We start from the raw sequence: 15,843 nt of genomic DNA, 5'->3' as shown, positions 1-15,843 counted from the left end.
GCGGGTGGGCGTATGGTAGTTTTGCGAGTTAACGACGAAATGTAACACACAGGAAAGCGTCGACATGACTTCCTGAGAAGCCTGTCTGCGCGCCGCCGCGCGGCCCGTGTCGGTGCCGCAAGTCGTCATGCGACGAGCCGGTGATCCCGGTTCATGCCATTCAAGCAACGAGCGAGCCAGATCTTTGATGACTCACGCCACACTCCTGAGTTCCAGCTATTCGCATTACGCGGCGCGCGCCGTGGCGGCCCGTCCGCAACTCGTCGCGCAGGTGGCGGAGCTTGCGTCCGGGCCTCTGACGCGCGAGCGCATCGATGCGCGCTTCGACGCACTCTGTGCTCAAGCGGCCGGCGGTCCGGGCGCGCCATTGAGCGAGGATGCACTCAAACGTGCGCTGCGCCAGTTGCGCACCGAGGTTTTCTGCGCGGTGATGGAACGCGATCTGGCCGGCCAGGCGGACGTCGCCGAAGTCACCGGCGCGATGACCGATCTCGCGGAGACGGCGATCCAGCGCTCGCTGGCCGTGCTTTCCGCCGAGCTCGAAGCGCTCTTTGGCGAGCCGCGCGGCCCGCAGGGCGAGCGGCTCACGCTGGGGGTAGTCGGCATGGGCAAGCTCGGCGGGCGCGAGCTCAATGTGTCGTCGGACATCGACCTGATCTTTATTTATGAAGAGGACGGCGAGACGGCGGGCGGCCAGCGCGCGCCAATCGCCACCCAGGACTTTTTCACGCGTCTCGGCAAGCGCCTGATCGGCGCGCTCGCCGAGGTGACCGCCGACGGCTACGTGTTTCGCGTCGACATGCGCTTGCGGCCGAACGGCGATTCGGGACCGCTGGTTTGCAGTCTCGGCATGCTCGAGGAATATTTCTACGTGCAAGGCCGCGAATGGGAGCGCTATGCGTGGATCAAAGGACGGCTTGTTTCCGAAGGCGCGAGCGAGTCGGCGCAGCGCTTGCAGAAACAGCTGGATGCGATCGTCACGCCGTTCGTCTATCGCCGCTATCTCGACTTCGGCGTGATCAGCGCAATTCGCGCGCTGCATCTGCAGATTCGCCAGGAAGCGCAGCGTCGTGCGTCGATGCGCCCGGATAAGGCCGACGACATCAAGCTCGGGCGCGGCGGCATCCGCGAAATCGAATTCAGCGCGCAGGTGTTCCAGCTGATTCGCGGCGGCCAGGACGCCGGCTTTCGGGTGCGCCCGACGCTCGCCGTATTGCGGCACGCCGCGGCGCACGGGCTGATCGACACGTCGGTCTGCGAGAAGCTCTCGCAGGCATATCGTTTTTTGCGCGAGCTCGAACACCGGCTGCAATACCGCAACGACGCGCAGACGCATGCCATGCCGGTCGATCCCGAAGAACGCGCGGCGCTCGCGCGGGCAATGGGTTGCGACGACTATCCGATGCTGATGGAGCGGCTCGATGCCTATCGCGAGTTCGTGGAGCAGCAGTTCGACCAGATTTTCGCCGACAAGGTGAGCGGCCGCGACGGCTGCGGCGCGCCCGAAGACGGCGCGGCGGTGTGGGTGTGGAGCAGCGCGCTCGCGGACGACAGCGCGGAAGAAGCGTTGCGCGCGCGTCTCGTCGAACTGGGCGTGGCCGAGCCCGCCGATCTGCTCGCGCGGTTGCGCGGCGTCTGGCAATCGTCGCGCTATGCGGGGCTCGCCGAGCGCAGCCGCCAGCGCTTCGACATCGTCGCGCAGCGCGCGCTCGAAGCCGCGCGCACGTTGGAGCCGCCCGAGCGGCGCGGCGATACGCTTGCGCGTCTCTTTGATCTGCTCGAAGCGGTGGGCCGGCGCGGTGCGTACCTTGCGCTGCTGACCGAATATCCGCAAGCGCTGCATCGTGTGCTGTCGGTGCTGAGCGCGTCACGCTGGGCGGCGGGTTATCTGATCCGCCATCCGCAACTGCTCGACGAACTGCTCGACGACGAAGCGCTCAACACTCCATTCGACTGGCCGGAGTTCAAGCGCACGCTGCGCTCGCGGCTTGCCGCGGCGGACGGCGTCGAGCAGCAGATGGACCTGCTGCGCCACGCGCATCAGGCCGAAGTGTTCCGTATCCTGCTGATCGACCTCGCGGGCAAGCTCAGCGTCGAGCACGTGAGCGACCGCCTGTCCGAACTCGCCGACGTGGTGCTCGACGTCACGCTCGAGGCCGTGTGGAACCAGTTGCCGAAGCGTCATCGCGCCGCGCCGCGCTTTGCGGTGATCGCCTACGGCAAGCTGGGCGGCAAGGAGCTGGGTTACGCGTCGGACCTCGACGTGATCTTTCTCTACGACGACCCGGACGACGCCGCTTCGGATATCTATTCCACCTACACGCGCCGGCTGATCACATGGCTCACGACCGCGACCGGCGCGGGAACCTTGTTCGACATCGACCTGCGCTTGCGGCCGAACGGCGAGTCGGGCCTGCTCGTCACCGATCTCGACGCGTTCCGCCGTTATCAGCTGCGCGAGGGCGATGCGGCCAACACCGCGTGGGTGTGGGAGCACCAGGCGCTGACGCGCGCGCGCTACTGCGCCGGCGACGCGCAGATCGGCGCGCAGTTCGAGGCGATCCGCGAGCAGGTGCTGACGACGCCGCGCGATGCCGCGCAACTGGCGCGCGAGATTGTCGAGATGCGCGAGCGCGTCGGCGCGGGGCATCCGAACCATACGACGCTGTTTGACCTGAAGCATGATCGCGGCGGCATGGTCGATATTGAGTTCGCCGTGCAGTACTGGGTGCTGTTGCACGCGGCGCGCGACCCTGAGCTGATCCGCAATACCGGGAACATTGCGCTGCTGCGCGAAGTGTCGCGCCTCGGGCTGATGAGCGAGGCCGAAGCGGAAACGGTCGGCGCCGCCTATCGCACTTACCGGAAGCTGCAGCACAAGCTGCGGCTCGATGGAATGGAGAAGGCGCGTGTGGAACCGGCGCTGGTCGCAGACGAGCGCGATGCCGTGCTCGGGCTTTGGGAGCGGGTGTTTGGCGAAGGATGACGGCGCTGGATGTCCGCGCGCGGTTGCTGCGGCCAATCTGGCGACCAGCTACTGCGTTTTGCGGACGGCGCTGCCGGCTACGCACGTGCGAGTGCAAAGCACCTGAGATCACGAGCGGCCAGTGACAAGTCCAGCGGAACCGGCCGGCCTCGAAGCGCAGTTCGCGCTGTCTTCAAGCCGCCAGCATTTCCTTCGCGTGCTTGCGCGTGGTCGGCGTGATCTCCAGGCCGCCCAGCATCCGCGCGACTTCTTCCACGCGGCTTGCCTTGTCGAGCGAAACCACGCTGCTCACGGTGCCGCCCTGGCCATTGCCGGCTTTGGCGACCTGGAAATGATGGTCGCCGCGCGCCGCGACCTGCGGCAAGTGCGTCACGCAAAGCACCTGGCGCGCCTCGCCGAGCTGATGTAACAGCCGTCCGACTACCTCGGCGACGCCGCCTCCGATTCCCGTATCCACTTCGTCGAAGATCAGCGTGGGCGTCGGACTCGCGGCACTCGCGATCACAGCGAGCGCGAGGCTGATACGCGCCAGTTCGCCGCCCGACGCGACTTTCGCGAGCGGCCGCAGCGGCACGCCCGCATGACCGGCGACGCGGAACTCGACCTGCTCCAGTCCATGCGCGCCGCCTTCGGGCAAGGGCACGAGCGCCACCTCGAAGCTGCCGCCTTTCATCGACAGTTCCTGCATGCCCGTCGTGACCGCGGCGCCGAGCGCCTTGCCGGCCTTGGCGCGCGCCTTGGAAAGCTTCTTCGCTTCAGCGAGGAAGTCCTCGCGCGCCCTGGCTTCGGCTGCGTGCAGGCTGTCGAGGTCCGCGGCGGCGTCGAGCGCGGCAAGTTGCGCGCGCCGTGTTTCGTGTTCCTCGGGCAGCGTTTCCGGCTGCAGGCGGAACTTGCGTGCCGCCGAATGCAGCGCGTCGAGGCGCTTTTCGACTTGCGCGAGCCGGTCCGGGTCGAGTTCGAGCTTCTGTGCGTAATGGCTCAGCGAATACGCGGCTTCCTGCAGTTGAATCTCGGCGGGTTCGAGCGCGGCCAGCACATCGTTCAAGGCCGGATCGATTTCCGCGAGGTCGCGCACTTTCGAGACGATCGACGCAAGATGCGTGATCATCGCCTCATCCGATTCGGAGAGCGCATTGAGCGCGCCCTGCACGCCGTCTATCAGATTGGCCGAATGCGAGAGGCGCCGGTGCTCCGCGTTGACCTCTTCCCATTCGCCAGGCTGCGGCGCGAGCTTGTCCAGTTCGGCAAGCTGCCAGGCGAGCCGCTCGCGTTCCAGCTGCAACTCGCGGTCGCGCGTTTGCGCATGCTCGACCGCCTGCACCTTCTCGCGCCATGTGCGCCACGCGCGCGTGACGCTCGTGGAAAGTTCGGTGAGCCCCGCGTGGGTGTCGAACAGCTCGCGCTGCGCGTCCGGCCTCATCAGCAACTGGTGCGCGTGCTGGCCGTGAATATCCACCAGCATTTCGCCAACCTCGCGCAGTTGCGCGAGAGTTGCCGCCGTGCCGTTGATGAAAGCGCGCGAGCGGCCGTTCGCGTCCACCACGCGGCGCAGCATCACCGTGCCGCCGTGCTGGCCGTCCGCGGCAGAGGCGCTCAGCGCCTGTTCGTCGAGCCACTGGTCCACGTGCGCGTGCGTGTCGAATTCGGCGGTGATGTCGGCGCGGCTTTCGCCGGTCCGCACGACGCTCGCGTCGGCGCGCGCGCCCAGCGCGAGCGCCAGTGCGTCGATCAGGATCGACTTGCCGGCGCCGGTCTCGCCGGAGAAAACAGTGAAGCCGCTGTCGAATTCGAGGTCGAGCGCGGCGACGATGACGAAGTCGCGTATCGAGAGGTGGCGAAGCATGGAAGTCGTCTGTGAGCTTGGTATTCGGGTTTCAGGAGCGCGGGTTTCACGAGCGGCGCCTGCGTTCCGGCTTCCCGCCGGTCAGGGCTTGGCGTCTTCCTCGTGTGACGGGTATTCGTTCCAGTGGAGCTTCTTGCGCAGCGTTGCGTAATAGCTGTAGCCGACCGGATGCAGCATCGGAACTGTATGACGCGAGCGGCGCACTTCGATTGCGTCGTTCAGTTCGAGCGACGTGAACGACTGCATGTCGAAATTGACGTTGACCTCGCGCCCCGAAACGATCTGGATGCTGACCTTGGAGTCGTCCGGCAGCACGATGGGGCGGTTCGACAGCGCATGCGGGGCGATCGGCACGAGCACGATGCCCTGCAATTGCGGATGCAGAATCGGCCCTTGCGAAGAGAGCGCGTAGGCGGTCGAGCCGGTAGGCGTGGCGACGATCAGCCCGTCGGAGCGCTGGTTGTACATGAAGCGGCCGTCCACCGAAACATGCAGTTCCGCCATGCCCGAAAAACCGCTGCGGTTGACCACGACGTCGTTGAAGGCCAGCGCGTGGTAGATCGGATTGCCCTGGCGCATGATGCGCGCTTCGAGCAGCACCCGCTCCTCGCGCTCGAAGTTGCCCGCCAGCATTTGCGGCACGATCTCGCTCATGTGGGAGATCGGAATGTCGGTAATGAAGCCCAGCCGGCCGTGGTTGATGCCGATGAGCGGCGTGCGGTACGGCGCCAGTTGACGGCCGATGCCGAGCATCGTGCCGTCGCCGCCGAGCACGATCGCCACGTCGGCGCGCGCGCCGATCTCGGCAGGGCGCAGCGCCGGATAGTCGGTCACGCCGATTTCCGCTGCCGTGTCGGCTTCGAATACGACTTCGAAGCCGCGCTTCGCGATGCACGAGGCGAGCGCGGTCAGGGGCTCGCGGATGCCCGGCGTATTGTTGCGCCCGACGAGCGCCACGGTCTTGAACTGGCTGGTTACTTGCATGCCGGCATTACACCATAGGTAGGGCCTGAAAAGAACCGCGCCCGAACCCGGCGGCCGGCCGGCAGCAGCAGGCCGTGAGCGCAGTTCGGGATTATCGTTAGAATGGTGAAGCCTTGATGACATGCGCGTAGGGCAAACTGCTGCGCGAGGCCCTGAAACGAGCGCAAGGCGCGGTCCCGCCGGGCGGTTGAAAACCCGTGGACGATGGGCGCGGTTGGCGCTCGCGGTAGTCGCATCATTGAGCTAAAATTTTTCGCCATGCTAGATCCTCGTGCACAGACCCTCCTGAAAACCCTGATCGAGCGCTACATTGCCGAAGGTCAGCCGGTCGGCTCGCGCACGTTGTCGCGCTATTCCGGCCTGGAACTGAGCCCGGCAACCATCCGCAACGTCATGTCGGATCTCGAGGATCTGGGGCTTGTGATCAGTCCGCATACTTCGGCCGGCCGCATTCCCACGCCGCGCGGTTACCGGCTCTTCGTGGACACCATGCTGACGGTCGAATCGGCGGCTGACGAAGAGGCGGTCACGCGCACTGTCAAGACTACGCTGCAGGCCGGCGAGCCGCAGAAAATCGTCGCCGCGGCGGCGAGCGTGCTCTCGAATCTGTCGCAGTTCGCCGGTGTGGTGCTTACGCCGCGGCGCAGCCACGTGTTCAAGCAGATCGAATTCATGCGGCTGTCCGACAAGCGCATTCTGCTCATCATCGTGACGCCGGAAGGCGACGTGCAGAACCGCATGATGGCGACCCAGCGCGACTTTTCGCCGTCGGAGCTGGTCGAGGCGTCCAACTACATCAACGCTCACTTCGCAGGCCTTTCTTTCGACGAAGTGCGGCGCCGCCTGCGCGAAGAAATCGACCAGCTGCGCGGCGACATGACTACGCTCATGCACGCGGCCGTCACCGCGAGCACGGACGAGTCGGACACCGGCGAAACGGTGCTGATTTCGGGCGAGCGCAACCTGCTGGAGGTTGCCGATCTTTCGTCGGACATGGCGCGCCTGCGCAAGCTGTTCGATGTGTTCGACCAAAAGACGAGCCTCCTTCAGTTGCTGGATGTGTCGAGTCATGCCGCCGGCGTGCAGATCTTCATAGGCGGCGAGTCCAACCTCGTACCTATAGAGGAAATGAGCGTCGTCACCGCGCCGTACGAAGTGAACGGCAAGATTGTCGGCACGCTCGGCGTGATCGGCCCCACGCGAATGGCCTACAACCGGGTCATCCCGATCGTGGACATCACCGCGAGACTGCTTTCCCTGACGCTCAGTCAGCAGTAGCGCCCGATTGCCGCGGCGGTCGATGCGGCACATCATGCGCGAGCGCGCGCCGCTTGCCAATTGGCCGAACGGCCAGGGGCGCCTGGGGCGTGCGGCCGCAAGGCGCGCCGCTATAATGAATCCACCCCGTTCCATTCCCCGCCTCAAGCGGGGCACCTCTGCCAGCCTATGCGCTTCGATCTCGAGCGGCCTTCGCAGAACGCCACGTCGCACCGTGTTGCCGTGCTGCTGATCAATCTCGGCACGCCCGACGCGCCCACGCCGCGCGCGGTTCGCCGCTATCTCGCACAGTTCCTCTCCGATCCGCGCGTGGTGGAGATTCCGGCGCTCGCGTGGCAGATCATTCTGCGCTTGCTGATTCTGCCGTTCCGCGGGCGAGCGTCCGCGAAAAAATATGCGGCGGTATGGATGCCGGAAGGCTCGCCGCTGCGCGTCTATACGGAAAAGCAGGTCGAAGGCTTGCGTCACCTGCTGCAATTGAACGACTACACAGTGCTCGTGGACTACGCGATGCGTTACGGCACGCCCGGCATTCCGGCCATGCTCAATCAGCTCAAGCTGGCGGGCGCCGAGCGGGTGCTGCTAGTGCCGATGTATCCGCAATATTCATCGTCGACCACGGCCACAGCTTTCGACGACGCCTTCGCCGCCTTCAGGCGCATGCGCAACCAGCCGGAAATCCGTACGGTACGCCAATATGCCGATCATCCCGCGTATATCTCGGCACTGGCCGCGCAGGTGCATCATTACTGGCATCTTCATGGCCAACCCGACTTTGCCGCGGGCGACAAGCTGGTATTGAGCTTTCACGGCGTGCCCAAACGCACGCTGGATCTCGGCGATCCTTATCACGATCAGTGTCAGACAACCGGCGCGCTGCTCATGCAGGCGCTCGGGTTGACGCCGGTTGAATGCCGCATCACATTCCAGTCGCGTTTTGGCAAGGCCGAATGGTTGCAGCCCTACACGGCGCCCACGTTGAAGGAGTTGGGCGCGGCAGGCGTGCGGCGTGCTGACGTATTTTGTCCGGGCTTTACCGCCGACTGTCTCGAGACCATCGAGGAAATCGGCATGGAAGTGCGCGATGAGTTCCTGCATGCCGGCGGCAAGGAATTCCATCGCATTCCCTGCGTGAACGCGTCGCAGGCGTGGATTGCCGCGCTCGGCGAAATCGTCGCGCAGAACCTGCAAGGCTGGCCGGTGCAAGCGGTCGCCGTACCGCATAACACAGCGGCTTGACGAGACTCATGAATTACAGGATCTCAACCGAACCGGGCGCGAAGCTGCGCATCGACAAATGGCTTTGGGCGGCGCGCTTCTTCAAGACGCGCTCGCTGGCGGCGGATGCCGTCGAAAAAGGCCGGGTGCGCATTGGCGGGGCCAATGTGAAGCCGGCCAAAGACGTGCGAGTCGGCGACCTCGTGGAAATCGAGATCGAGCGCTTTGTGTGGCAGGTGCAGGTGCTGGGCGTATGCGACGTACGCGGGCCCGCTACGGTGGCGCAGACGCTCTATTCGGAAACCGACGAAAGCCGCGAAAAGCGCCAGGCCGAACACGAACGCCGCAAGACGTATCGCGAGCCCGCCGAGACGTTGCACGGCCGCCCGACCAAGCGCGACCGCCGCATTATCGACAGATTTTCAGGTGGGGATTGAACAGTTGTTCCATGGTCGCGTTCACGCCGCCGTATTCGGTGGTGTGATCGTTGACCGCCCCGGACATACAGATGGTCGTGGTGCCCGCAACGAGTACCAGCGCGACCACCGAGATTGCAAAGGTCAGCTTCACGGTACCCCCTTCTGGGATGGTGCAGGAAAGAAACGAGCTAGCCAGGTGGAAATTGCAAAGGAGCGGAAAGCCTTACGTCAGATTAGGGTTAACGAGGTTTTTCCGCCGCGTAACTGGAGCATAGGTCACTTGCTCGCGCCGCTCAATCTCAATCTGCTTGCGCCGCGCTAATGGTTGTAACCGGGCATTTCGGCGACTCGCGGCCCCTTTGAAAATTTCAGGGGACGCGCTTGAAATGGGCGTTCGCGGCCCCATCTGCCGTTCCGTTACGCGGGGGCGCGCCCGAGTTTTTGTCGCAATTTTGCAACGCACAAATCGCGGCAGCCTCATGCGCCGCCGCCGTTGGCTTTTAAATTTTTAACGACTTTCAGCGACATGGAAAACACGCAAGAGAACCCGACGAGCCAGAATCCCACGCCCGCGGACGAAACCGCGCGCCCGGCCGCCGAGGCCGCCGCTCCCGAGCAGGAAGCCGCAGCGAGCGTCGCCACGGACACGCCGGCAACGGGTGCCGAAGCGGCGTTGGCTGAAGCGCAGGCCAGGATCGCCGAGTTGCAGGAGAGCTTCCTGCGGGCCAAGGCCGAGACCGAGAACGTGCGCCGCCGTGCACAGGAAGACGTCGCGAAGGCGCACAAGTTTGCAATCGAGAACTTCGCGGAACACCTGCTGCCGGTGATCGACAGTCTGGAAGCTGCGGTCGCCCATTCGTCCGACGACCTCTCGAAAGTGCGCGAAGGTGTCGAACTCACGCTGCGCCAACTCACCGGCGCGTTGGAGAAAGGCCGCGTCGTCGCGCTGAATCCGGTTGGCGAGAAGTTTGACCCGCATCGCCACCAGGCTATCTCGATGGTGCCGGCGGATCAGGAGCCGAACACCGTGGTCGCCGTGCTGCAAAAAGGCTTTGTGATCGCCGACCGCGTGCTGCGTCCGGCGCTCGTGACGGTGGCGGCGCCCAAGTAAGCCCGAAAGCCGGGGCGGGGCGCGTCGCAGGCATTCCGCTGTTCGACCAGGTGAGACCCATCATGGCCAATATTCCCGTCGACGCTACCGCGTTTTCGGTATTCGACATGAAGGAGTTGGGCGCGGAATCGTTCGACGCCGGCCTTGCTGAAGCGGGTGATGAACTCGCGGTCGTGTTCTTCTGGGGGCTCGACTGCTTCAATTGCGAGATCGCGAAGAAGGCGATGCTGGCGCAACCGGAGGCGATCCGGGCGCTCGGTCTGCGGTGGTTTCACAGCAATGTTTATGACCACCGCGAGCTCGGCCGGCGCTTCATGCTTCATGGCGTGCCCACATGGTTTTTCTTTCATCGTGGGAAGCGGCTTGGGCGGGCAACCGGCTGGCACGGTCTCGGGCAGTTCGAGGCCGCTGTCGCGGCCGCGCGGGAGAAAATCCGGGCGAGCGGTGCGTAAGCCGACGCCGCCGCTTTGAGCAAGACAGCGGGCAAGACAGCTGGCAAGACAGCGTCATGCGCCGGCCGATTGAAAAAAATTAAAGACCGCATCGCAAAAGAGGTCTTGAAAACGATGCGGACGCACTTATGTTGAGTGCAGGTATGAATTCAGGGGCGGAGCGCCTTACGGCCGAACGGCGAGCAGGTGCTTCCCGCAGCGATCAAAGTCAGGAGATTAGTAAAAATGGGCAAAATCATCGGTATCGACCTCGGCACGACCAACTCGTGTGTGGCGATCATGGAAGGCAATTCGGTCAAGGTGATCGAGAACTCGGAAGGTGCGCGCACCACGCCGTCGATCATCGCGTACATGGAAGACGGCGAGATTCTCGTCGGCGCGCCTGCCAAGCGTCAGTCGGTCACCAACCCGAAGAACACGCTGTACGCGGTAAAGCGCCTGATCGGCCGCCGCTTTGAAGAGAAAGAAGTCCAGAAGGACATCGGTCTGATGCCGTACAAGATCATGAAGGCCGACAACGGCGACGCATGGATCGAAGTGCGCGAACAGAAGCTCGCTCCGCCGCAAATCTCCGCGGAAGTGCTGCGCAAGATGAAGAAGACCGCGGAAGACTACCTCGGCGAGACGGTCACCGAAGCCGTGATCACGGTTCCCGCGTACTTCAACGACAGCCAGCGTCAGGCAACCAAGGACGCAGGCCGCATCGCCGGTCTGGAAGTCAAGCGCATCATCAACGAACCGACGGCAGCCGCTTTGGCGTTCGGTCTCGACAAGAACGAGAAGGGCGACCGCAAGATTGCGGTATATGACCTGGGCGGCGGTACGTTCGACATTTCGATCATCGAAATCGCGGACGTCGACGGTGAGAAGCAGTTCGAAGTGCTGTCCACGAACGGCGACACGTTCCTCGGCGGTGAAGACTTCGACCAGCGCATCATCGACTACATCATTGGCGAGTTCAAGAAGGAGCAGGGCGTCGATCTGTCGAAAGACGTGCTCGCGCTGCAGCGCCTGAAGGAATCGGCAGAAAAGGCGAAGATCGAGCTGTCGTCGAGCCAGCAGACCGAAATCAATCTGCCGTACATCACGGCTGATGCGTCGGGTCCGAAGCACCTGAACCTCAAGATCACGCGCGCCAAGCTGGAAGCGCTGGTCGAGGAACTGATCGAACGCACGATCGAACCGTGCCGCATGGCGATCAAGGACGCGGGCGTGAAGGTCGGTGAAATCGACGACGTGATTCTGGTCGGCGGTATGACCCGTATGCCGAAGGTGCAGGAGAAGGTGAAGGAGTTCTTCGGCAAGGATCCGCGCCGTGACGTGAACCCGGACGAAGCCGTGGCCGTTGGCGCCGCGATCCAAGGGCAGGTGTTGTCTGGCGACCGCAAGGACGTTCTGCTGCTCGACGTGACCCCGCTGTCGCTCGGCATCGAAACGCTCGGCGGCGTGATGACGAAGATGATCAACAAGAACACCACGATCCCGACCAAGCACTCGCAGGTCTACTCGACGGCCGACGACAATCAGAGCGCCGTGACGATCAAGGTGTATCAGGGCGAACGCGAAATGGCGGCGGGCAACAAGCTGCTGGGCGAGTTCAACCTGGAAGGCATTCCGCCGGCACCGCGCGGCACGCCGCAGATCGAGGTGAGCTTCGACATCGACGCGAACGGCATCCTGCACGTCGGCGCGAAAGACAAGGCGACCGGCAAGGAAAACCGCATCACGATTAAGGCGAATTCGGGTCTGTCCGAAGCCGAAATCGAGAAGATGGTGAAGGACGCCGAAGCCAACGCGGAAGAAGACCACAAGCTGCGTGAGCTGGCCGACGCCCGCAATCAAGGCGACGCGCTCGTCCACAGCACGAAGAAGGCGCTCACCGAGTACGGCGACAAGCTTGAAGCCGGCGAGAAGGAAAAGATCGAAACCGCGCTGAAGGAGCTGGAAGACACGCTCAAGAGTGGTTCGGCGGACAAGGCCGCGATCGAAGCCAGGATTGAAGCAGTCGCAACGGCCTCGCAGAAGATGGGCGAGAAGATGTACGCCGACATGCAGGCTGCCCAAGGTGCACAAGCCGCGGCAGCAGGCGCGGCGGGCGCGAACGCGGGTGCTTCGGCTGGTGGCGCGAGCCAGCAGCAGGACGACGTGGTCGACGCCGAGTTCAAGGAAGTCAAGAAGGACTAAAGCCAGGTCGCATTCCGACCGTAAAGCCGCACACGGGTTAAGTGTGCGGCCCGGCTGCACAAGGGACCGCGCCCCATCCGGCGCGGGAACGTGCAAGAGCGGTTATCACGCCTGGCGAGCCTTTTAGGCTCTCCGGGCACATTTGTTTTATGGAGGGCGTTGTTTTTGACCGCATTCAGGCGGCATGAAACAGCGGCCGGACGAGTCGTGAGACTCCAGCATTCAAGAGGAGCCACCGCGTCGCATTGCGCGAGTGGCGTTGAACCGATATGGCGAAACGGGATTACTACGAGGTTCTGGGCGTCGCGAAGAACGCGAGCGACGACGAAATCAAGAAGGCTTATCGCAAGCTGGCGATGAAGCACCACCCCGACCGCAATCCGGGCAACAAGGATGCGGAAGAGCATTTCAAGGAGGTGAAGGAAGCCTACGAAATGCTCTCGGACTCGCAAAAGCGTGCCGCATACGACCAGTATGGTCACGCGGGCGTCGATCCGAACATGGGCGGCGCAGGCGCGCAAGGCTTCGGCGGGTTTGCGGATGCATTCGGCGATATTTTCGGCGACATCTTCGGGCAGGCGGCCGGTGGTGCGGCGCGCGGCGGTGGCCGCGCGGGCCCGCAGGTGTATCGCGGCGCCGATTTGCGCTACAGCATGGAAATCACGCTGGAGCAGGCCGCGCATGGATACGATACGCAGATCCGCGTGCCGAGCTGGGTGTCGTGCGAAGTCTGTCACGGCTCGGGCGCGAAGCCCGGCACCAAGCCGGAAACATGTCCGACCTGTAGCGGCTCCGGCGCGGTGCGCATGTCGCAAGGTTTCTTCAGCATCCAGCAAACGTGCCCGAAGTGTCACGGCACCGGCACCTATATTCCTGAACCGTGCGCTCACTGCCACGGCGCGGGCAAGGTGAAGGAAACCAAGACGCTGGAAGTGAAGATCCCGGCAGGTATCGACGACGGCATGCGTATCCGTTCCGCCGGCAACGGCGAGCCGGGCATCAACGGCGGGCCGTCGGGCGATCTGTACGTCGAGATTCATATCAAGCAGCACTCGGTGTTCGAGCGTGACGGCGACGACCTGCATTGCCAGATGCCGATTCCGTTCACCACGGCGGCCTTGGGCGGCGAAATCGAAGTGCCGACGCTTGCGGGCCGCGCGAGCTTTACGGTGCCCGAAGGCACGCAATCGGGCAAGACGTTCCGGCTGCGCGGCAAGGGGATCAAGGGCCTGCGTTCGAGCATTGCCGGCGATCTGTATGTGCACGTGCAGGTCGAAACGCCGGTCAAGCTCACCGAATCGCAGCGCGACCTGCTCAAGCAGTTCGAGAAAGCTTTGGTGGAAGGCGGCGCGCGGCATAGCCCGCAAAGCAAGAGCTGGTTCGACAGGGTGAAGAGCTTCTTCGATTAACGGCGGTTTGAAGTTGGCGGTAAGCATGACGGCAGATGAGCGCGGCGCGGTGTTTGCATTGCTCGATGACTGCGACGCGTCGGCGGCGCGCCGCTCAAGCCGTCTGTACACGGGCTTCGTGCATGAGCGCGTGTGTGCGGACGCCGCTCAGCTCGAAGCCGTTTGCGAGGCCGCGCAAGCGGACGCGCGGCTGGGCCTTTATGCAGTTGTGCTAGCCGACTACGAGTTTGGCCGGCATCTTCTGGACGGAGCATCCGCTCCTTGTTCAAAAACGCAGCATGGCGATGCCACGCTGCGTTTTTTATTGTTCGAACGTTGCGAAAAACTCTCGCGCGACGAGGTCGACGCGTGGCTCATGAAGCGTGACGGCGGGCTCGCTGAGCCGTCGGGGGCGGGTACGGCCAATGTGCGCGAGAGCGTCGAGCCGGAGCAGTTCAATGCGGCCATCGGCGCCATTCATGCTGCCCTGCGCGCCGGCGATTCTTATCAGGTCAACTACACGTACCGGCTCGGCTTCGACGTATTCGGCTCGCCTATCGCGCTGTATCGGCGCTTGAGAGCGCGTCAGCCGGTTCGCTATGGCGCGCTGATCGCGCTGGCCAGCGGCGCGTGGGTGCTGTCGTGTTCGCCGGAGCTCTTCGTCGAAAAGCAGGGTGGCACTTTGCGAGCGCGTCCTATGAAAGGCACGGCGCCACGCTCGGCCGACCCGGCGACGGATCGCGCCGCCGCCGAATTCTTGGGCAGCGATCCGAAGAATCGCGCCGAAAACGTGATGATCGTGGATCTGTTGCGCAATGACCTGTCGCGCGTCGCGCAAACGGGCTCAGTCGAGGTGCCCGCGTTGTTTTCTGTCGAACCGTATGCTTCGGTCTGGCAGATGACGTCGACGGTGCAGGCCGCCTTGCGGCCCGGCACGTCGTTCGCCGGCATATTGCGCGCGCTGTTTCCGTGCGGCTCGATCACCGGCGCGCCGAAGCATCGCACTATGCAGTTGATCGACGAACTCGAGAGCACGCCGCGCGGGCTTTATACAGGTGCGATAGGCTGGCTCGACGCGGCGGCCGAGTCTGGGCCGGCGGGTTCCAATAACGATACTTGCGGCGACTTCTGCATGTCCGTTGCAATACGCACGCTGACCTTGAAGCCGTCCGCGCCTGGCGGCTCGCTGCGCGGCACGATGGGCGTCGGCGCGGGCATCGTGCTCGACAGTGTCGCCGAGGACGAATACGCGGAGTGTCGATTGAAAGCACGCTTCCTGACCGGTGCCGAGCCCGGCTTTGAACTCTTCGAAACCATGTACGCGACGCGAGAAGAGGGCGTGCGTCATCTGTCGCGCCATCTCGCGCGACTGTTGGCGAGTGCTGCGACGTTTGGCTTTGAATTCGATGCCGAAGCCGTCCGCGCGCAGATCGCGGAAAAGTGCGCGTCGTTGCCACCGGACACGGCGCACCGCATGCGCCTCGCGCTGGGCAAAAGCGGCACGATGCAACTTACGGCCGCGATCCTCACGCCGTTGGCCGACTCGACGGTCGGCGTGCTGCTCGCCACCGAGCACCATTTCGCGACCATGCAAGCCGGCGATCTCCTCTTGCGCCACAAGACCACGCGCCGCGCGGAGTACGACCGCGGCTGGCGCGAAGCCGAGGCGAAAGGCGCCTTCGACACGCTGTTTTTCAACGAACGAGGCGAGCTGACGGAAGGCGGCCGGTCCAACGTATTCGTGAAGCTGGCCGGCCGCTGGTGGACGCCGCCGCTCGACTCGGGCGTATTGCCGGGCGTGATGCGAAGCGTTCTGCTCGAGGAAGACACGAGCCTGCAAGCGGCTGAAAAAGTGCTGACAGAGGCGGACGTGCTGAATGCCCAAGCGCTGATGATTTGTAACGCGCTGCGCGGGGCGCTGCCGGCGCGGGTTATTCGTTAGGGCGCGGACCGAGCCGCAGCCGCTGCATAACGAGATGG

12 protein-coding genes are annotated in these 15,843 nt (G+C 64.0%); 9 read left to right on the top strand and 3 right to left on the bottom strand.

Annotation, left to right across the window (positions count from 1 at the left end):
- Positions 1-187 precede the first annotated feature (187 nt).
- On the top strand, positions 188-2,986 hold the full coding sequence (glnE, locus tag A3AC_RS0122470; protein ID WP_025601571.1) for a bifunctional [glutamate--ammonia ligase]-adenylyl-L-tyrosine phosphorylase/[glutamate--ammonia-ligase] adenylyltransferase: 2,799 nt from the start codon (positions 188-190) through the stop codon (positions 2,984-2,986).
- Between the two features lie 172 nt (positions 2,987-3,158).
- Here the strand turns inward: glnE and recN are convergent, their stop codons facing one another.
- Both recN and A3AC_RS0122460 read right to left on the bottom strand, forming a co-directional pair.
- Complete coding sequence (gene recN / locus A3AC_RS0122465) at positions 3,159-4,829, bottom strand: DNA repair protein RecN (RefSeq protein WP_025601569.1); 1,671 nt, start codon at positions 4,827-4,829, stop codon at positions 3,159-3,161.
- Between the two features lie 81 nt (positions 4,830-4,910).
- On the bottom strand, positions 4,911-5,813 hold the full coding sequence (locus A3AC_RS0122460) for an NAD kinase (protein WP_025601567.1): 903 nt from the start codon (positions 5,811-5,813) through the stop codon (positions 4,911-4,913).
- A gap of 258 nt (positions 5,814-6,071) precedes the next feature.
- On the opposite strand from A3AC_RS0122460, the gene hrcA reads away from it, so the two are divergent.
- The 3 genes from hrcA to A3AC_RS0122445 all read left to right on the top strand — a co-directional run bounded on the left by hrcA (position 6,072) and on the right by A3AC_RS0122445 (position 8,746).
- A complete protein-coding gene (gene hrcA / locus A3AC_RS0122455; RefSeq protein WP_025601566.1) occupies positions 6,072-7,091 on the top strand; it encodes a heat-inducible transcriptional repressor HrcA in 1,020 nt (339 codons plus the stop codon).
- 168 nt (positions 7,092-7,259) lie between these two features.
- Positions 7,260-8,330, top strand: coding sequence for a ferrochelatase (hemH, locus tag A3AC_RS0122450; protein ID WP_025601565.1), 1,071 nt, complete (start codon positions 7,260-7,262; stop codon positions 8,328-8,330).
- Between the two features lie 8 nt (positions 8,331-8,338).
- Positions 8,339-8,746 (top strand): RNA-binding S4 domain-containing protein, encoded by a 408-nt coding sequence (locus A3AC_RS0122445; protein ID WP_025601564.1) that lies wholly within the window; start codon positions 8,339-8,341, stop codon positions 8,744-8,746.
- Here A3AC_RS0122445 and A3AC_RS30785 read toward each other — a convergent pair.
- Positions 8,718-8,879 (bottom strand): hypothetical protein, encoded by a 162-nt coding sequence (locus tag A3AC_RS30785; protein ID WP_006047884.1) that lies wholly within the window; start codon positions 8,877-8,879, stop codon positions 8,718-8,720. The two genes, A3AC_RS0122445 and A3AC_RS30785, sit on opposite strands and share 29 nt — an antisense overlap.
- Positions 8,880-9,254: 375 nt before the next feature.
- Here A3AC_RS30785 and grpE point away from each other — a divergent pair, with 375 nt between their 5' ends.
- From grpE to pabB, 5 genes are all read left to right on the top strand, one after another.
- Positions 9,255-9,839 carry a nucleotide exchange factor GrpE gene (gene grpE / locus A3AC_RS0122440; protein ID WP_025601563.1) on the top strand — a complete coding sequence of 195 codons (585 nt, stop codon included), beginning with the start codon at positions 9,255-9,257 and terminating at the stop codon, positions 9,837-9,839.
- A 62-nt stretch (positions 9,840-9,901) separates the two neighbouring features.
- Positions 9,902-10,291 (top strand): thioredoxin family protein, encoded by a 390-nt coding sequence (locus A3AC_RS29485; protein ID WP_035475657.1) that lies wholly within the window; start codon positions 9,902-9,904, stop codon positions 10,289-10,291.
- Positions 10,292-10,516: 225 nt separating this feature from the next.
- Positions 10,517-12,475 carry a molecular chaperone DnaK gene (gene dnaK, locus A3AC_RS0122430; protein WP_025601561.1) on the top strand — a complete coding sequence of 653 codons (1,959 nt, stop codon included), beginning with the start codon at positions 10,517-10,519 and terminating at the stop codon, positions 12,473-12,475.
- 269 nt (positions 12,476-12,744) lie between these two features.
- Entirely contained in the window at positions 12,745-13,884 is a 1,140-nt protein-coding gene (dnaJ, locus tag A3AC_RS0122425) for a molecular chaperone DnaJ (protein ID WP_025601559.1), read from the top strand.
- A gap of 25 nt (positions 13,885-13,909) precedes the next feature.
- A complete protein-coding gene (gene pabB, locus A3AC_RS0122420) occupies positions 13,910-15,805 on the top strand; it encodes an aminodeoxychorismate synthase component I (protein ID WP_025601558.1) in 1,896 nt (631 codons plus the stop codon).
- Positions 15,806-15,843 lie beyond the last annotated feature (38 nt).

The organism is Burkholderia sp. WSM2230 (assembly GCF_000472445.1).
In the GTDB taxonomy this organism is placed as follows: domain Bacteria; phylum Pseudomonadota; class Gammaproteobacteria; order Burkholderiales; family Burkholderiaceae; genus Paraburkholderia.
This window is presented reverse-complemented; position numbering and strand designations above follow the sequence as displayed.